Annotated in this window: 15 protein-coding genes; 10 read left to right on the top strand and 5 right to left on the bottom strand. The window is 63.6% G+C overall.

Annotated features, from left to right (window positions below; all coding sequences use genetic code 11):
* The first annotated feature begins 77 nt into the window (after window positions 1-77).
* From ACTJKT_RS11135 to ACTJKT_RS11125, 3 genes are all read left to right on the top strand, one after another.
* Entirely contained in the window at window positions 78-980 is a 903-nt protein-coding gene (locus ACTJKT_RS11135; protein ID WP_025806172.1) for a chemotaxis protein CheV, read from the top strand.
* Window positions 981-983: 3 nt separating this feature from the next.
* Entirely contained in the window at window positions 984-1475 is a 492-nt protein-coding gene (locus ACTJKT_RS11130) for a GNAT family N-acetyltransferase (protein ID WP_440787118.1), read from the top strand.
* A gap of 267 nt (window positions 1476-1742) precedes the next feature.
* On the top strand, window positions 1743-2492 hold the full coding sequence (locus ACTJKT_RS11125; protein ID WP_440787117.1) for a YkgJ family cysteine cluster protein: 750 nt from the start codon (window positions 1743-1745) through the stop codon (window positions 2490-2492).
* A gap of 107 nt (window positions 2493-2599) precedes the next feature.
* Here ACTJKT_RS11125 and ACTJKT_RS11120 read toward each other — a convergent pair whose 3' ends face one another.
* Window positions 2600-2842 (bottom strand): hypothetical protein, encoded by a 243-nt coding sequence (locus ACTJKT_RS11120; protein ID WP_097304984.1) that lies wholly within the window; start codon window positions 2840-2842, stop codon window positions 2600-2602.
* Between the two features lie 238 nt (window positions 2843-3080).
* Here ACTJKT_RS11120 and ACTJKT_RS11115 point away from each other — a divergent pair, with 238 nt between their 5' ends.
* The 7 genes from ACTJKT_RS11115 to ACTJKT_RS11085 all read left to right on the top strand — a co-directional run bounded on the left by ACTJKT_RS11115 (window position 3081) and on the right by ACTJKT_RS11085 (window position 12990).
* Window positions 3081-4250 carry an efflux RND transporter periplasmic adaptor subunit gene (locus ACTJKT_RS11115; protein WP_440787116.1) on the top strand — a complete coding sequence of 390 codons (1170 nt, stop codon included), beginning with the start codon at window positions 3081-3083 and terminating at the stop codon, window positions 4248-4250.
* On the top strand, window positions 4247-7342 hold the full coding sequence (locus ACTJKT_RS11110) for a multidrug efflux RND transporter permease subunit (RefSeq protein WP_440787115.1): 3096 nt from the start codon (window positions 4247-4249) through the stop codon (window positions 7340-7342). Before ACTJKT_RS11115 ends, ACTJKT_RS11110 begins: the two co-directional genes overlap by 4 nt.
* A 9-nt stretch (window positions 7343-7351) precedes the next feature.
* Entirely contained in the window at window positions 7352-8029 is a 678-nt protein-coding gene (locus ACTJKT_RS11105; protein WP_009050709.1) for a heavy metal response regulator transcription factor, read from the top strand.
* The gene (locus ACTJKT_RS11100) at window positions 8019-9383 is read left to right on the top strand and encodes a heavy metal sensor histidine kinase (RefSeq protein ID WP_097304987.1); all 1365 of its coding nucleotides are present in this window, start codon (window positions 8019-8021) and stop codon (window positions 9381-9383) included. The genes ACTJKT_RS11105 and ACTJKT_RS11100 overlap by 11 nt, the downstream gene beginning before the upstream one ends.
* 233 nt (window positions 9384-9616) lie before the next feature.
* Entirely contained in the window at window positions 9617-9841 is a 225-nt protein-coding gene (locus tag ACTJKT_RS11095) for a hypothetical protein (protein ID WP_440787114.1), read from the top strand.
* A 230-nt stretch (window positions 9842-10071) separates the two neighbouring features.
* Window positions 10072-11352: an OprD family porin gene (locus ACTJKT_RS11090; protein ID WP_440787113.1), complete on the top strand. Its 1281-nt coding sequence runs from the start codon at window positions 10072-10074 to the stop codon at window positions 11350-11352.
* Between the two features lie 150 nt (window positions 11353-11502).
* Entirely contained in the window at window positions 11503-12990 is a 1488-nt protein-coding gene (locus tag ACTJKT_RS11085; protein WP_440787112.1) for a diguanylate cyclase, read from the top strand.
* Window positions 12991-13065: 75 nt separating this feature from the next.
* Here ACTJKT_RS11085 and lpxC read toward each other — a convergent pair whose 3' ends face one another.
* From lpxC to ACTJKT_RS11065, 4 genes are all read right to left on the bottom strand, one after another.
* Window positions 13066-13977 (bottom strand): UDP-3-O-acyl-N-acetylglucosamine deacetylase, encoded by a 912-nt coding sequence (lpxC, locus tag ACTJKT_RS11080; RefSeq protein WP_009045509.1) that lies wholly within the window; start codon window positions 13975-13977, stop codon window positions 13066-13068.
* Window positions 13978-14089: 112 nt separating this feature from the next.
* Window positions 14090-15280 (bottom strand): cell division protein FtsZ, encoded by a 1191-nt coding sequence (ftsZ, locus tag ACTJKT_RS11075; protein ID WP_007922129.1) that lies wholly within the window; start codon window positions 15278-15280, stop codon window positions 14090-14092.
* A 65-nt stretch (window positions 15281-15345) separates the two neighbouring features.
* The gene (ftsA, locus tag ACTJKT_RS11070) at window positions 15346-16605 is read right to left on the bottom strand and encodes a cell division protein FtsA (RefSeq protein WP_007922131.1); all 1260 of its coding nucleotides are present in this window, start codon (window positions 16603-16605) and stop codon (window positions 15346-15348) included.
* Between the two features lie 14 nt (window positions 16606-16619).
* Window positions 16620-17486: a cell division protein FtsQ/DivIB gene (locus tag ACTJKT_RS11065; RefSeq protein ID WP_025806183.1), complete on the bottom strand. Its 867-nt coding sequence runs from the start codon at window positions 17484-17486 to the stop codon at window positions 16620-16622.
* Window position 17487 lies beyond the last annotated feature (1 nt).

The following is a 17487-nucleotide window of genomic DNA, read 5'->3' as shown; positions in this document are numbered from 1 at the left end:
CCACGCGTCGATAACCCGTTATCGCTCGCTGTTCGCGGCCCATGGCGCGAACCACCTTTTTTCCACAGAAGGTTTTTATGTCTTCCAACAAAGCCCGCGCAGATTCTCTTTCGCTTCTGCTGTTCACCTTGCGCAGCGGCAAGCTGATGGCAATCAACCTGCTCAAAGTCAGTGAAATCATCCCCTGCCCGCCGCTGACCAAACTGCCGGAATCGCACCCGCACGTGAAAGGCATCGCCACCCTGCGCGGCAATTCGCTGTCGGTCATCGACCTGAGCCGGGCCATCGGCGAACGGCCGCTGGAAGACCCGGAGGGCGGCTGCCTGATCGTCACCGACGTCAGCCGCTCCAAGCAGGGCCTGCATGTGCAGGCGGTGAGCAAGATCGTGCATTGCCTGACCACCGATATCCGTCCACCGCCCTACGGCTCCGGCGGGGTCAAGTCCTATATCACCGGGGTCACCCAGGTCGACGGCACCCTGGTGCAAGTGCTGGACATCGAGAAAGTCATCCACGGCATCGCCCCGGCGCAGATCGAAACCGCGCCGACCGAGCTGAGCATGGAAGACGCCGAACTGCTGGGTAACGCGCGGATCCTGGTGGTCGACGACAGCCAGGTGGCCCTGCAGCAGTCGGTGCATACCCTGCGCAACCTCGGCCTGCAATGCCACACCGCGCGCAGCGCCAAGGAGGCCATCGACTGCCTGCTGGACCTGCAAGGCACCGCCCAGGAGATCAACCTGATCGTATCGGACATCGAGATGTCGGAGATGGACGGCTACGCCCTGACCCGCACCCTGCGCGAGACTCCGGACTTCGCCCATCTTTATGTCTTGCTGCATACCTCGCTGGACAGCGCCATGAATGCGGAAAAGGCCCGCCTGGCCGGGGCCAACGCGGTGCTGACCAAGTTCTCCTCGCCGGACCTGACCCGCTGCCTGATCGAAGCGGCCCGGCACATCGCCGCCCAGAGCGCCTGAGCCATGGCCGACAACTACTGCCTGCTGATGCGCCGCGACCTGACCGGGCAACCGGCGGCCGCCAGTTGGCCCGCCGCCTTCAGCCTCGACAGCTATCGGCCCGAGCTGGCCGAAGCGGTGCATGGCCTGATGCACCTCGGTTACCAGGACGGCGGCGGTCGCGTGCCGGAGCTGGACAGCTGGCGCCAACGTTTCGAAAGCGACGCCGAATACGACCCGCAACTGTGCCTGGTGGCCCAGGATGCCGAGGGCGTCGTCGGGGTGATCCAGTGCTGGACCAGCGCCTATATCAAGGATCTGGTGGTGCATCCGCGGGCCCGCGGCCAGGGCCTGGGCCGGGCCTTGCTGCTGCAGGCCTTCGAGGTTTTCCGCCAGCGCCGCGAAGCCTTTGTCGACCTGCGGGTGCTGGAAGACAACCAGCGCGCCCGCGGGCTGTACGACAGCGTCGGCATGCTGGTCATCCGTCGCGAACAGGTTCCCCACACGCCGCAGTAACACCTGTAGCCGCTGCCGCAGGCTGCGATAAGGTCCGCAGGACCTTCAGCGATTTCAAGATCGCCGCGGCCGTTCCGGCCGATCGCAGCCTTCGGCAGCGGCTACAGGGATATCAGATGTCCGCGATTTCCGGTGCCCTGCTGCTCCACTCGCAAACCACATGAAAAGCCGGTGACTGGCGCATAACTTGCTTCGAGAGCGCTATCCAGAGGGCGATGTGAGTCATTCCGTCGCCGCTTCCGCCTTTCGACTATGGCTGCCGGCTCAATGAATACTCGTTTTTCCTGCGTAGGCTGCGGCAAGTGCTGCAACGATCACCATGTTCCCCTGACCCTCGGCGAAGCCCGCCAGTGGGCGCTGGATGGCGGCCAGGTGATAGTGCTGGTGGAGGGGTTCCTGAGCAACGGCCTGGGGCTGCCGGCCCAGCAGCGCGAACACGCCGAACGGCGCTCCTGCGTGGTGCCCAGCGGCAATGCCCAGGCCCACGTGGCGATCACCTTCGCCGCCTACAACGTCGGCCCCTGCCGGAATCTTGACGAAGACCAGCTGTGCCGGATCTATGAGCGCCGGCCGCTGGTGTGCCGTATCTACCCGATGGAAATCAACCCGCACATCCCGCTCAACCCAGCGATCAAGGAATGCCCGCCCGAATCCTGGGAAAAAGGCCCGGAACTGATCGTCGGCAGTGAACTGGTAGACCTGGAACTGGCCGAACTGATCCAGCGCTCACGCCAGGCCGACCGCGACGATATCCACAGCAAACAAGCCATCTGCCAGCTGCTGGGCATTCACACCACCGCCCTCAAGGGCGACGGTTTCACCGCCTATCTGCCGGACATGGCCGCCCTCGCCGAAGCCATCGAGCGGGTCCAGGCGCAACCGCTGGCCGCGCCGGCCAGCGAGTGGCTGTTCCATGTCTCCGGTGCGGACATTGCCGGCCAGGTGCAGGACGCCGGCGCCCAGGTGGTGACCGAGGCGCCGCTGACCTACGCCTTCATTTCCCTGCGCGCGGCCTGATGTAGCCGCTGCCGCAGGCTGCGATCGACCGCGAAGCAGGCGCACGACCTTNGCCGAAGGCCTTCGGCCTTATCGCAGCCTGCGGCAGCGGCTACAAAAGCCCGGAATCAGCGCTTGCCCATCGAGCGACGAGTGCCGGGTGGAGCCGCGCCTGGGGTCTTGGTGTGGCCGTTGGTCACGCCGTTCTTGTACCAGGGTTGCTGGGCATTCTTGGCCTGGGCGAATTCGGACGGCTTGAACGGAAACTTGAACGGCGCGATCGCCGGTTTGCCTTCGCCAGGCGCGCTGGCGTCGTCGACCTGGTCGGCGCTGGGAGCGTCGGACACAGGCGGTTGTGCTGGGGTAGTCATGGAAGCTCCGGGGTGAAAGCAAAGACCGGGCCCGGGGAAGCGGGCCGCGAAGGCCGGCAGTATACCCGCGTTGCGGATCTTTGACCTGCCACAGCCGTCATGGGCCAGGGGCATCGGTCGGTCTTTGCTGACAGCGCTGTCAGGCAGGCGTCACCTTGCTGACCGGGTCGGCCGGCTATAAAGGGACCATCGATACTGGCCATCCTCCCGTCCCTCCTGCCCCCCGGCGCTGGCGTCCATGCGTAATCGAAAAACAACCCTTGTGCTCGCAGGCGTGCTCGCCGTTCTCGCCGCCGCTGGCCTGTGGCATCTGCTCAAGCCGCCCAGCGCCAAACTGGCGGCGCCGACCGCCGTGCCGGTGCGGGTGATCAGCGTTGCCCAGCGGGATGTGCCGCGGCATGTCAGCGGCATCGGCTCGGTGCTGTCGCTGCACAGCGTGGTGATCCGGCCCCAGGTCGACGGCATCCTCACCCGTTTGCTGGTCAAGGAAGGTCAACTGGTCAAGGCCGGCGACCTGCTGGCGACCATCGACGACCGCTCAATCCGCGCCAGTCTCGACCAGGCTCGGGCGCAACTGGCGGAAAACCAGGCGCAACTGCAGGTGGCCCAGGTCAACCTCAAGCGCTACAAGCTGCTGTCGGAGGACGATGGCGTCTCCAAGCAGACCTACGACCAGCAGCAAGCGCTGGTCAACCAGCTCAAGGCCAGTGCCCAGGGCAACCAGGCCGCCATCGACGCGGCGCAGGTGCAGCTGTCCTATACCCAGATCCGCTCGCCGGTGTCCGGCCGCGTCGGCATCCGCACCGTCGACGAAGGCAATTTCCTGCGCACCAGCGATACCCTGGGCCTGTTCTCGGTGACCCAGATCGACCCGATCGCAGTGGAGTTTTCCCTGCCGCAACAGATGCTGCCGACCTTGCAGGGGCTGCTGCTCGCCGAACACCCGGCGTCGGTGGACGCCTACCTGGGCGCCGATACCGACTCCGCCACAGGCGAGCGCCTGGGCGAAGGCCACCTGAGCCTGATCGACAACCAGATCGACACCAATACCGGGACCATCCGCGCCAAGGCCGAATTCAGCAATCCCGGGCAAAAGCTCTGGCCCGGCCAGCTGGTGACCATCAAGATCCGGACCGCCGTGGAAAAAGCCGCCCTGGTGGTGCCGCCCAGCGTGGTGCAGCGCGGCCTGGACAAGCACTTCGTGTATCGGGTCAAGGATGACAAGGTGGAAATCGTCCCGGTGCAGATGGTCTATCAGGACAGCGGCCAGAACATCATCAAGGGCGTGCAGGCCGGCGACCTGCTGGTGAGTGACGGCCAGTCGCGGCTCAAGGCCGGCTCGCGCATCGAAGTGCTCAGCGAACCGCCGCAACAGATCCAGGCCGCGAACACGGAGCCGCAGCCATGAAGGGCCACGGCTCGATCTCCGCCTGGTGCGTCGATCATCCGGTCGCCACCCTGCTGCTGACCTTCGCCCTGGTGCTGCTGGGTGCCATCGCCTTTCCCCGACTGCCCATAGCCCCGCTGCCGGAAGCCGAATTCCCGACCATCCAGGTCTCCGCGCAATTGCCCGGCGCCAGCCCGGAAACCATGGCCTCGTCGGTGGCCACGCCGCTGGAGGTGCAGTTCAGCGCCATCCCCGGCATGACCCAGATGACCTCCAGCAGCGCCCTGGGCTCGACCCTGCTGACCCTGCAATTCACCCTCGACAAGAGCATCGACACCGCCGCCCAGGAAGTGCAGGCGGCGATCAACACCGCCTCGGGCAAGCTGCCCAACGACATGCCGAGCCTGCCCACCTGGCGCAAGGTCAACCCGGCGGACAGCCCGGTGCTGATCCTCAGCATCAGCTCCACGCAGATGCCCGGCACCGAGCTCAGCGACTACGTGGAAACCCTGCTGGCCCGGCAGATCAGCCAGATCGACGGCGTCGGCCTGATCAACATCACCGGCCAGCAACGCCCGGCGATCCGCGTCCAGGCCTCGCCCGACCGGCTGGCGGCCATCGGCCTGACCCTGGCCGATATCCGCGTCGCCCTGCAGCAGGCCAGCCTCAACCTGGCCAAGGGCGCGCTGTATGGCGAGTCGAGCATCTCGACCCTGTCGACCAACGACCAGCTGTTCCATCCCGATGACTACGGCCAGTTGATCGTTTCCTACAAGAACGGCGCACCGGTACAGCTCAAGGATGTCGCCCGGGTCATCAGCGGCCCGGAAAACGCCTATGTACAGGCCTGGTCCAACGACCAGCCGGGACTCAACCTGGTGATCTTCCGCCAGCCGGGAGCCAACATCGTCGACACCGTGGACCGCATCCAGGCTGAACTGCCGCGCCTGCAAGCCATGCTGCCGGCCTCGGTGGACGTGACCGTGCTTTCGGACCGCACCAAGACCATCCGCGCCTCCTTGCACGAAGTGGAAATCACCCTGCTGATCGCGGTGCTGCTGGTGGTGGCGGTGATGGCGCTGTTCCTGCGCCAGCTGTCGGCGACGCTGATCGTCTCCAGCGTGCTCGGGGTGTCGCTAGTGGCCAGCTTCGCGCTGATGTATGTGATGGGCTTCAGCCTGAACAACCTGACCCTGGTGGCGATCGTGATCTCGGTGGGTTTCGTGGTCGACGACGCGATTGTCGTGGTGGAGAACATCCATCGCCATCTGGAGGCCGGCGACGGCATGCGCGAGGCGGCGATCAAGGGCGCCGGCGAAATCGGCTTCACCGTGGTGTCCATCAGCTTCTCGCTGATCGCCGCGTTCATCCCCCTGCTGTTCATGGGTGGCGTGGTCGGGCGGCTGTTCAAGGAGTTCGCCCTGACCGCCACTTCGACCATCCTGATTTCGGTGGTGGTGTCGCTGACCCTGGCGCCCACCCTGGCGGCGTTGTTCATGCGCGCCCCGACTCATCATCCCCATGATCGCCCTGGCTTCGGCGAACGCCTGCTGGCGCTCTACGAACGCGGGCTGCGCCGGGCCCTGGACCATCAGCGGCTGATGCTCGGCCTGTTCGGCCTGACCCTGGGCCTGGCCATCGCCGGCTATGTATTCATTCCCAAGGGCTTCTTCCCGGTGCAGGACACCGGCTTCGTGCTGGGCACCAGCGAAGCGGCGGCCGACATCTCCTACCCGGACATGGTGGCAAAACACCTGGCCCTGGCGAAGATCCTCGGCGCCGACCCGGCGGTGGAAACCTTCTCCCACTCGGTCGGCGTCACCGGCAACAACCAGACCATCGCCAACGGCCGCTTCTGGATCGCCCTCAAGGACCGCGGCCAGCGAGACGTTTCCGCCAGCCAGTTCATCGACCGCATTCGCCCGCAGATGGCCAAGGTCCCGGGCATCGTCCTGTACCTGCGGGCCGGCCAGGACATCAACCTCAGCTCCGGGCCGAGCCGCAGCCAGTACCAGTACGTGCTCAAGAGCAACGACGGGCCGACCCTCAACACCGGGACCCAGCGCCTGACGGAGAAACTGCGGGCCAACCCGGCCTTTCGCGACCTGTCCAACGACCTGCAACTGGGCGGCAGCATCACCCATATCAGCATCGACCGCAGCGCCGCGGCGCGTTTCGGCCTGACCGCCACCGATGTCGACGAAGCGCTCTACGACGCCTTCGGCCAGCGCCAGGTCAACGAGTTCCAGACCGAGACCAACCAGTACAACGTGATCCTCGAACTGGACGCCAAGCAGCGCGGCAAGGCCGAGAGCCTGAACTACTTCTACCTGCGCTCGCCCCTGAGCGGCGAGATGGTGCCGCTGTCGGCGCTGGCCAAGGTCGATCCGCCCACGGTCGGCCCGCTGTCCATCGCCCACGACGGCATGTTCCCGGCCGCCAACCTGTCGTTCAACCTGGCGCCCGGCGTGGCCCTGGGCGACGCGGTGATCATGCTCGAGCAGGCGAAGAACGAGATCGGCATGCCCGCCTCCATCGCCGGCAATTTCCAGGGCGCGGCCCAGGCCTTCCAGAGTTCCCTGGCCAGCCAGCCGTGGCTGATCCTCGCGGCGCTGGTGGCGGTGTACATCATCCTCGGCGTGCTCTACGAGAGCTTCGTCCACCCGCTGACCATCATTTCCACCCTGCCCTCGGCCGGCCTTGGCGCGCTGATCATGCTCTGGCTGCTGGGCCAGGACTTCTCGATCATGGCCCTGATCGGCCTGGTGCTGCTGATCGGCATCGTCAAGAAAAACGGCATCCTGATGATCGACTTCGCCCTCGAAGCCCAGCGCAAGGGCGGGCTGTCGCCGCAGGAGGCGATCTACCAGGCCTGTATCACCCGTTTCCGGCCGATCATCATGACCACCCTCGCCGCGCTGCTCGGTGCCCTGCCGCTGATGCTCGGTTATGGCGCCGGCGCCGAGCTGCGCCAGCCACTGGGGATCGCCGTGGTCGGTGGCCTGCTGGTGAGCCAGGCGCTGACGCTGTTCACCACTCCGGTCATATACTTGTGGCTCGAGCGGCTATTCCATCGGCCCACACCAGCGCCGGCGCTGGCAAGCACATCCTGAGGCGGGGTCATGCGCGTTCTGATTATCGAAGATGAAGAGAAAACCGCGGACTATCTGCACCGCGGCCTGACTGAACAAGGCTACACCGTGGACCTTGCGCGCGACGGCGTCGAGGGCCTGCACCTGGCGCTGGAAAGCGACTACGCGGTGATAGTGCTCGACGTGATGCTGCCCGGCATCGACGGCTTCGGCGTGCTGCGGGCCCTGCGCGCGCGCAAGCAGACGCCGGTGATCATGCTCACCGCCCGCGAGCGCGTGGAAGACCGCATCAAGGGCCTGCGCGACGGCGCCGACGACTACCTGGGCAAGCCCTTTTCCTTCCTCGAACTGGTGGCGCGCCTGCAGGCTTTGACCCGCCGCAGCGGCGGTCACGAGCCGGTGCAGATCAGCATCGCCGACCTGTGGATCGACCTGATCAGCCGCAAGGCCAGCCGCGCCGGCACCCGCCTGGACCTGACCGCCAAGGAGTTCTCGCTGCTCAGCGTGCTCGCCCGGCGCCAGGGCGAGATCCTGTCGAAAACCGCGATCGCCGAGATGGTCTGGGACATCAATTTCGACAGCGACGCCAACGTCGTCGAAGTGGCGATCAAGCGCCTGCGGGCCAAGCTCGACGGGCCGTTCGAACAGAAACTGCTGCACACCATCCGCGGCATGGGTTATGTGCTGGAGAACCGCGGTGCCTCGTAACTCGATTGCCCTGCGCCTGAGCGGGCTGTTCACCCTGGTGGCCCTGCTGGTGTTCCTGCTGATCGGCGGCGCGCTCTATCAACAGGTGGACAAGGGCCTGGGCCTGCTGCCCGAGGCCGAACTGGACGCGCGCTACAGCGTGCTGGAGTCAGCCCTGACGCGCTTCGGCAATCCGGAGCACTGGGCCAAGATCAACAACAAACTCAAGCTGCTCAGCGAAGAAGACAAGCGCATCCGTTTCTGGGTGGTCAGCGCCGACCCCGCCTACGAATACGGCAACCCCGACCCGCAGATCCGCAGCTTCGCCCAGGGCCCGCTGGGCATGCGCGACCTGACCCTGCCCGGGCATCCCTATCCGCTGAAAGTGCTGGTCAGCCAGCTGCCGGCCAAGGAGCTGCGCCCGCCGCTGCGCTTTCTGATCGCCATCGACACCGAGACCTTCTACGAGACCCAGCACCAGCTGTTGATTGCCCTGATCAGCCTGGCCATCGTCGGCGTGCTGCTGGCCTCGGCGCTGGGTTACTGGGTGGCGCGCATCGGCCTCAAGCCCTTGATCGGGCTGTCCGAAGAAGCCCAGCGCCTGGCTCCGCCGAGGCTGTCCGGGCGCTTGCAGCTGTCGTCGCTGCCGCCGGAGCTGACGCAGTTCGCCAACTCGTTCAACTCGACCCTGGAACGGGTGGAACAGGCCTATTCGCGCCTGGAATCCTTCAATGCCGACGTCGCCCACGAACTGCGCTCGCCGCTGACCAACCTGATCGGCCAGACCCAGGTGGCGCTGACCCGCGGGCGTTCCGCCGAGCATTATTTCGAGGTGCTGCAATCCAATCTCGAGGAGCTGGAGCGGCTGCGCTCGATCATCAACGACATGCTGTTCCTGGCCAGCGCCGACCAGGGCAGCAAGGCCACCAAGCTCGCCAGCACCTCCCTGGCCGGCGAAGTGGCAACCACCCTGGACTACCTGGACTTCATCCTCGAAGACGCCCAGGTCAAGGTCGAGGTGCGCGGCGATGCCCAGGTGCAGATCGAGATCGCCCACCTGCGCCGGGCACTGATCAACCTCTTGAGCAATGCCGTGCAGCACACCGCGCCGGGACAGGTGATCCAGGTGCAGATCGATGTGCAGGAACACCAGGTGGCCATCGCCGTGAGCAACCCCGGCCAGACCATCGCCAGCGAACACCTGCCGCGGTTGTTCGAACGCTTCTACCGGGTCGACGCTTCGCGCAGCAACAGCGGCGCCAACCACGGCCTGGGGCTGGCGATCGTCAAGGCCATCGCCCTGATGCACGGCGGCGACGTGTTCGTGCGCAGCGATGACGGCATCAATACCTTCGGCATCTACTTGCCGATCTGACCCTCCTCTTCTTCTGTAGGAGCAGCCGGTCGACGCTCGATTGCTCGCGATAGCGGTACATCAGGTACAACGCATTGCCCGCATCGCCGGCAAGCCTGGCTCCTACAGAAGCAGTGTCAACTATTGCTTTTGGCGTAACAGTGCTTATCCTGTTCGGCGCTTTTTCCAGCAGCCCCGAAGTTATATTTTTGTTGCACCTAATTTGAACTTGCTCTGCAAGAAGGTCTTCAGAAATGTCCAACAGTATGGGTATTGCCAGCGCCTTTGTTTTGTCCTCCCTGTTCTTGGCCCCTATGGCCATGGCCGAAGAATCGCAGACTTTCGCCGCGCATAACGCCGCACGCGCCGCTGCATTCCAGGACGCCCAGGAAGCGCTGGCTGCCAAGCAACAGAACGCCGGGCAGCCGCAGAACACTACGGCGGAACAACGCCAGCCGGAAGTTCAGAAAGACAGCTGATACCTGCTACCGACTCGTTTCCCTCGACAACTTCTCTGCTCTAACCCTGGAGTAAGTTGTCTTAAAGCCGCTGATAACAGCGGTTTTTTTTTGCCATGTAGAACTGGCCGTTTCATTCGTTTCACCCAGAACAAGAAACACCCGAATCGACAATAACAACGATCACCATTTATCCAAGGAGCTTTATACCGGTGAAGGTCACTTCAACTCTCAGCCCGTTATTCATTGCAATGGCTGCAACTATCGCCCCCTGTGTCCAGGCAGCCGATGAGGCCAGCCCGGAAGGCTTCGTCGAAGGCGCGAGCCTCAAGCTCAACGCCCGCAACTACTACATGAATCGCAACCGCCACCAGCAGGCCTCCGACAATATCGAATGGGGCCAGGGTTTCCTGGGGATCTTCGAGTCGGGTTATACCCAGGGCACGGTCGGTTTTGGTATCGATGCCAACGCCATGCTCGGCTTGAAACTCGATGGCGGTGGCGGCACCGACGGTTCGAGCATCCTGCCGATCAGCGACGGCAACGGCAAAGCCCCGACGTCGTTTTCCACCGCTGGCGCCACCCTGAAAATCCGTGCCTTCGACACCGAGCTCAAGGCCGGCGACCTGTTCCTCAACAACCCGGTGATCGCCGGTGGCCAGAGTCGCATGCTGCCGCAGACCTTCCGCGGGGTCAGCCTGGCCAACCACAGCTTCGACGGCTGGCTGCTCGAAGGCGGCCAGGCCAGCTTCACCAAGCCCTATAACCAGAGCGGCCGCCGGCGTATCGGCAGCGCGTACAGCAATCCGGCGATCGGCACCGAAAGTCAGCACCTGAACTGGGCCGGCGTGGCCTGGAGCAGCGTGCCCGGGCTGACCAGCAGCCTGTATGCCGCCGAACTCAAGGACATCTGGAACCAGTACTACTACGACCTCGACTACAGCTATGCGCTGAACGAGTTGGTGACCCTGAACCCGGGCCTGCACTTCTATCACACTCAGGACACTGGCGACGCGCTGCTGGGCGACATCGACAACAACACCTACAGCCTGCATTTCACCCTGGGCGTCGGCCATCACAGCCTCACCGCCGCCTACCAGCGAGTGAACGGCAACACACCGTTCGACTACATCAACCAGGGCGACAGCATCTACCTGGACAACTCCCAGCAATATTCGGATTTCAACGGCCCCAACGAGCGCTCGTGGAAACTCAAGTACGCCTACGACTTCGCCGGCCTCGGCCTGCCGGGCCTGACCTCGGCGCTCTCCTACTCGCGCGGCGAACTGGACCTGACCAAGGTCGACCCCCACAGCCGTGGCTATGCCCAGTGGTACAGCGCCGGCGGCGAACACGCCAAGCACTGGGAACGCGACCTCGACCTCAAGTACGTGGTCCAGGGTGGCAAGGCCAAGGACCTGGCGGTCCGCCTGCAGTGGGCCACCAACCGTGGCGGCAAGGGTTATGGCGCGCTGGACAACGACACCGACGAATACCGGGTGATCCTCGACTACCCGATCAATGTCTTCTAAGCGCGATTAAGCAAAAGGCCAGCATCATTTTGCTGGCCTTTTTTTTGTCTGGGATTTATACATGCGCCCGCAGGCGCGATCGGTCTCTGCAACTCTGCTCGCTTCACCCGGAAATACCCTTACAACGTATAGATCGCAGAAGTCAGAACCATGAGTGTGAGTAGTGCGACACCCCGCAACACGACCACTTCGACCCGGTCGGAAAGGATGCTGATTCTTGGAAGCTCATTGATGGTCATCTCCATCCTGAGCATCGTGACCTTCTTGCTGATTCGCGAACGCGGCAGCGTCGAAAGGGCCGCCACCCGTGCGGCTTCCAACATCGTGCAATTGATCGACGCCGACGTGCTGCGCAACGTCGAGCTGTACGACGTCTCCCTGCGTGGCCTGATCAGCGCCTCGCAACGCGAGGACCTGAAACAGGTCTCGCCGACCATTCGCCATATGGCGCTGTTCGACCGGGCCACCGCCGCGCCCTACAAGGGCAATATCCTGCTGCTCGACTCCCGTGGCGACGTGCTCGCCGACTCCGCTTCGGTCGAACCGCGCAAGGGCAACTTTGCCGATCGAGAGTATTTCCAGTCCCATGTGAATAACCCCGATCCGGGCATGCTGATCAGCCGACCGTTCCGCGCCCGCCCGCCCGAGCTGGATTGGCGCATCAGTTTCAGCCGGCGGGTTTCCAGCGAGCGCGGGGAGTTCCTCGGCGTGGCCGAAGCGGCCATGCGCCTGGACTACTTCAGCCAGTTGTTCAAAAGCCTGAATGTCGGCCGCGACAGCTCGGTCAACCTGATCAGTCGCGACGGTATCCTGCTGGCCCAGGAACCGCCGCGAGCGGACAACCTGATCGGCCAGGACTTCAGCCAACGGCCCAATTTCATCCGCATCCTGCGTGAGGGGAACGGCAGCTTCAAAGGCCTGTCCAGCTCCCTGCAGCCGCGCCTGTATACCTTCTCCCAGGTCGGTGACCTGCCGCTGATCGTGATCGTGGCGCTCTCCAGCAATGAAGTCTTCGCCTCCTGGCAGCGCACTGCGCTGGTGGTCGGCGGCGCCACCGGTGCGCTGTGCCTGGGCTTGCTGTGGCTGACCTGGCTGCTGTGCCGGGAACTGCGCCGCCGCCAGAGCGCCGAGCAGGAACTCGCGCAACTGGCCGCCACCGACGCCCTCACCGGCCTCGACAACCGCCGCAGCCTGGACCAGACCCTGGCCCGCGAATGGGGACGCGCGCAGCGCTCCCACAACGCCCTGTCGCTGCTGATGCTCGACGTGGATCACTTCAAGGCCTTCAACGACCGCTACGGCCACCCGCTCGGCGATGAAGCCCTGCGCATCGTGGCCCGGGTGATCAGCGACAATATCCGTCGCCCCGGCGACCTGGCTGCGCGCTACGGCGGCGAAGAGTTCGCCGTGGTCCTGCCGGAGACCGACAACGAAGGCGCCCGGAGCATCGCCGAACATATACGCCTGGCGGTCGAACGCCAACCGCCGATCCGCGACGGCACCTCGCCGATCACCATCAGCATCGGCCTCAGTACCTGGGCAGGCACGCCGAAGTCCAGCCTGGAAGCGCTGTGCTCGATGGCCGACAAGGCGCTGTACCAGGCCAAGGCCGAGGGGCGCAACCGGGTGGTGGGTTAAGGGGGGCCTTATCGCGGGCATAAAAAAAGGCCACCCGAAGGCAGCCTTTAAAAACTAAAGGAAAGAGAGTGTTACTTACACGGCCGCAACCGGACGCATGTAAGAGATCGGTGCAGTGCTGGCATCTTCGAAGGTCACGACTTCCCAAGCGTCTTTCTGCTCAATGAGTTTGCGCAGAAGCTGGTTGTTCAGTGCATGGCCCGACTTGAAGCCTTTGAACTCACCTATCAGGCTGTTGCCCAGCAGGTAGAGGTCACCAATTGCGTCGAGGATCTTGTGCTTCACGAATTCGTCTTCGTAGCGAAGGCCGTCTTCGTTCAGTACACCATCCGCGTCGACCACGATGGCGTTTTCCACGCTGCCGCCGAGTGCGAGGTTGTGCTTGCGCAGGTACTCGATATCACTCATGAAACCAAAGGTACGGGCGCGGCTGACTTCCTTCACGAACGACGTGCTGGAAAAGTCCACGCTTGCACTCTGGGTGCGGTCACGGAAAACCGGGTGATCGAAATCGATCTCAAAGCTCACTTTAAAACCGTCGAAAGGCACGAAAGTGGCGCGCTTGTCGCCGTCTTCCACCGTCACCTCACGAAGGATGCGGATGAACTTCTTGGCTGCGTCCTGTTCTTCCAGGCCGGCAGATTGAATCAGGAATACGAAGGGTCCAGCGCTGCCATCCATGATCGGGACTTCGGACGCGGAGAGCTCGACGTAGGCGTTATCGATGCCCAGGCCAGCCATGGCCGAGAGCAAGTGCTCCACCGTGTCCACTTTGGTGTCACCGTTGACCAGTGTGGTCGACATAGTGGTTTCACCAACGTTTTCCGCGCGAGCAGGAATCTGCACCACAGGGTCCAGGTCGGCACGACAAAACACAATGCCGGTGTCGACAGGCGCAGGCTTGAGGGTCAGGTAAACCTTCTCCCCAGAGTGCAGGCCTACACCTGTGGCACGGATAATATTCTTCAGGGTGCGTTGTTTAATCATGGCTTGGGCCGCTTCAGCGCAAATTGCGAACTGGTATCAACAAAGGCTGGCGATAATAGCAGACCAGACCTTTGCTGAACACCAATCACCCTAATACCCCTGATACATTCCATCAATCGGCCTGGCGACGCAGGAAAGCCGGGATGTCCAGATAGTCCAGATCATCTTGCGGATTCAGCTTCGCCGCAGTCGCAGCACTGGCCTGGGCCTGGTTGCGCATGACGGTCGGACGGTCCAGATCACGGTAGTTGACCGACGGCAGTTCCTGACGGGCAGGTGCTGGCGCCTGTGCAGCGGCCATGGAGGTTTGCACGGTATTGTCGATGACCTTCACAGGCTTCTCGATTTTCGCGCCCAGACCGGTGGCAACCACAGTCACGTGCAGCTCGTCGCGCATGTCCGGATCGATAACGGTACCGACCTTGACCATGGCGTGCTCGGAAGCGAAGGCTTCGATGATGCTACCCACGTCGGAGTACTCACCCAGGGACAGATCCGGACCTGCGGTGATGTTCACCAGGATGCCGCGCGCGCCTTGCAGGTTCACGTCTTCCAGCAGCGGGTTGCGGATCGCCGCTTCGGTCGCTTCACGTGCACGGTTAGGACCGCTGGCGCAGCCAGTGCCCATCATCGCCATGCCCATTTCGCTCATCACGGTGCGTACGTCGGCGAAGTCGACGTTGATCATGCCCGGACGCTTGATGATGTCGGAGATACCGCGAACGGCACCGGCCAGGACGTCGTCGGCCTTGGCGAAAGCCGACAGCAGGCTGGCGTCCTTGCCGAGGATGGTCAGCAGCTTTTCGTTGGGAATGGTGATCAACGAATCGACGCTTTCGCTCAGCGCGCGGATGCCTTCATCGGCGATCTGCATGCGCTTGCGGCCTTCGAACGGGAACGGACGAGTCACCACCGCAACGGTGAGGATGCCCATTTCCTTGGCCACTTCGGCGATGATCGGCGCAGCACCGGTACCGGTACCACCGCCCATGCCGGTGGTGATGAACACCATGTTGGTGCCCGCCAGCACTTCAGCGATACGCTCGCGGTCTTCCAGGGCGGCTTGACGGCCGACTTCAGGATTGGCACCCGCACCCAGGCCCTTGGTCACGCCGGTACCCAGTTGCAGGATGGTCCGCGCGCCGATGTTTTTCAGCGCTTGAGCATCAGTGTTGGCGCAGATGAATTCGACGCCTTCGATGTTGCTCTTGACCATGTGATTGACGGCGTTGCCGCCGCCACCGCCGACACCGATAACCTTGATTACCGGACTTGCGGGGACGTTGTCTACGAGTTCGAACATTTTCCCTCTCCTTTCATTTCTCTAGTTTTTTCGCCTACTGCTTACAACGGTGTTGCGGTAAATCTTCAGAAGTTGCCCTGCACCCAGCTCTTGATGCGATCGAGCAGAGCTGCCTTGGGTTCGTCGCTGCTGTAGCTGTCCCGGCTGCCGATGCCGGAGAACGAGATACCGTCGGACTGCTTCTGCAGCCCGTACAACAGCAAGCCCACGCCGGTGGAATAGATCGGGTTGCGCACCACGTCGGACAGGCCCTTGACGGTGTGCGGCACGCCCAGGCGGACCGGCATGTGGAAAATCTCTTCGGCCAGTTCGACCGCGCCTTCCATTTTCGAAGTGCCGCCGGTCAGCACGATGCCGGCCGGGATCAGGTCTTCGTAGCCGCTGCGACGCAGTTCGGCCTGGATCAGGGTGAACAGCTCGTCGTAACGCGGCTCGACCACTTCGGCCAGGGCCTGGCGGGACAGCTCGCGCGGTGGACGGTCGCCGACGCTTGGCACCTTGATGGTTTCACCGGCACCGGCCAGCTTGGCCAGGGCGCAGGCGTAACGGATCTTGATTTCTTCGGCGTACTGGGTCGGCGTACGCAGCGCCATGGCGATGTCGTTGGTCACCTGGTCGCCGGCAATCGGGATCACCGCGGTATGGCGGATCGCGCCTTCGGTGAAGATCGCGATGTCGGTGGTACCGCCACCGATATCCACCAGGCACACACCCAGCTCTTTCTCGTCGTCGGTCAGCACCGAATAGGCCGAGGCCAGCTGTTCGAGAATGATGTCGTCGATTTCCAGGCCGCAGCGACGCACGCACTTTTCGATGTTCTGGGCGGCATTCACCGCGCAGGTCACCACGTGCACCTTGGCTTCCAGACGCACGCCGGACATGCCCAGGGGCTCGCGCACGCCTTCCTGGTTATCGATCACGTAATCCTGCGGCAGGGTGTGCAGCACCCGCTGGTCGGCCGGAATCGCCACGGCCTGCGCCGCGTCGAGTACCCGCTCCAGGTCCGCCGAGCTCACTTCGCGATCACGAATCGCCACGATGCCGTGGGAGTTCAGGCTGCGAATGTGATTGCCCGCCACGCCGACGAACGCCGAGTGGATACGGCAACCGGCCATCAGTTGCGCTTCTTCTACCGCGCGCTGGATCGATTGAACGGTGGACTCGATATTCACCACCACGCCCTTCTTCAGGCCGCGCGATGGATGGGTGCCGATACCGACGATTTCCAGCGTGCCATCGGCCGCGACCTCGCCTACCAGCGCCACCACCTTGGAGGTGCCGATATCCAGACCGACGATCATTTTGCCGCTTTGCACGTTTGCCATGGTCCTGCCTCTTCTTAATTCTTCGCGACGGCGGGTTGGGCCGTCGTGGGCGCTACAGGTTCCCGCCAGCCGACGGCCAGGCCGTTGGCATAACGCAGATCGATGCGCGCGATGTTCGTAATCTGTTCTTTCAGCGTTTTTTCATAAATGGCAATGAAGCGGCGCATCTTCTCCACCAGGTGATCGCGTCCAAGCAACAACTCGATGCCAGGACCGGCGCTGCCGGCCCCCGTGGTCAGGAACCAGCTGCCGCGCTCGCGCAACTCCAGACGGGCGATGGAGAAACCCATAGGGCGAAGCATCTGGCTCAACACCTGGTACTGCTGCATCACCTGCTGCTGGGCCCGCTGCGGGCCGAACAACTGTGGCAAGTGCTCATAGTTCGCCAGCTCACGCGGGGTGAAGGCCTGGCCCTGGTTGTTCAACAGCGCCTCGTCGCCCCAGCGGGCCACCGGCAGTTGTTCTTCCAGGCGAATCACCACCTGATCCGGCCACACACGCCGTACCTCGGCATGGGCGATCCACGGCATCTGTTCCAGCTCGGTGCGCATGCTCGCCAGGTCGATGGTGAAGAAGCTCGACGCGACGTAAGGCGCGATCCGCTGTTGCACCGCCTGCTGGCTGATGTAACTCAGGTCGCCCTGCACCGCGACCTTGGTGATCGGCCGGTCGGCATAGGGCAGCAGGCGTTGCGCGCCCTCGTAAGTCCCGAAGCCCAGCGCGACCAGCAACACCGGCCACATCAGGCTTTTCAGCACGCCAAAGTTGGCTTTCGGCAGGCGCGCCGACATCGGCTCCTTGGCCACCATCCGGCTGGCACCACGCGGCACCGGCTTGCGGCCGGGAGCGGGTTGCTGATGACGTAGCTGGGCGCCTTGCATG

The organism is Pseudomonas sp. 22526, assembly GCF_052044735.1.
Taxonomy (GTDB): Bacteria; Pseudomonadota; Gammaproteobacteria; order Pseudomonadales; family Pseudomonadaceae; genus Aquipseudomonas; species Aquipseudomonas piscium.
This window is presented reverse-complemented; position numbering and strand designations above follow the sequence as displayed.

Excerpts from the sequence above, each read along its gene's own strand:
- ACTJKT_RS11065 (WP_025806183.1), bottom strand. The coding sequence starts at position 17,486 with ATGCAAGGCGCCCAGCTACGTCATCAGCAACCCGCTCCCGGCCGCAAG.
- ACTJKT_RS11085 (WP_440787112.1), top strand. The coding sequence starts at position 11,503 with ATGAGTGTGAGTAGTGCGACACCCCGCAACACGACCACTTCGACCCGG.
- ACTJKT_RS11135 (WP_025806172.1), top strand. The coding sequence starts at position 78 with ATGTCTTCCAACAAAGCCCGCGCAGATTCTCTTTCGCTTCTGCTGTTC.
- ACTJKT_RS11120 (WP_097304984.1), bottom strand. The coding sequence starts at position 2,842 with ATGACTACCCCAGCACAACCGCCTGTGTCCGACGCTCCCAGCGCCGAC.
- ACTJKT_RS11125 (WP_440787117.1), top strand. The coding sequence starts at position 1,743 with ATGAATACTCGTTTTTCCTGCGTAGGCTGCGGCAAGTGCTGCAACGAT.
- lpxC (WP_009045509.1), bottom strand. The coding sequence starts at position 13,977 with ATGATTAAACAACGCACCCTGAAGAATATTATCCGTGCCACAGGTGTA.
- ACTJKT_RS11130 (WP_440787118.1), top strand. The coding sequence starts at position 984 with ATGGCCGACAACTACTGCCTGCTGATGCGCCGCGACCTGACCGGGCAA.
- ftsA (WP_007922131.1), bottom strand. The coding sequence starts at position 16,605 with ATGGCAAACGTGCAAAGCGGCAAAATGATCGTCGGTCTGGATATCGGC.
- ACTJKT_RS11090 (WP_440787113.1), top strand. The coding sequence starts at position 10,072 with ATGGCTGCAACTATCGCCCCCTGTGTCCAGGCAGCCGATGAGGCCAGC.
- ftsZ (WP_007922129.1), bottom strand. The coding sequence starts at position 15,280 with ATGTTCGAACTCGTAGACAACGTCCCCGCAAGTCCGGTAATCAAGGTT.
- ACTJKT_RS11095 (WP_440787114.1), top strand. The coding sequence starts at position 9,617 with ATGTCCAACAGTATGGGTATTGCCAGCGCCTTTGTTTTGTCCTCCCTG.
- ACTJKT_RS11105 (WP_009050709.1), top strand. The coding sequence starts at position 7,352 with ATGCGCGTTCTGATTATCGAAGATGAAGAGAAAACCGCGGACTATCTG.
- ACTJKT_RS11115 (WP_440787116.1), top strand. The coding sequence starts at position 3,081 with ATGCGTAATCGAAAAACAACCCTTGTGCTCGCAGGCGTGCTCGCCGTT.
- ACTJKT_RS11110 (WP_440787115.1), top strand. The coding sequence starts at position 4,247 with ATGAAGGGCCACGGCTCGATCTCCGCCTGGTGCGTCGATCATCCGGTC.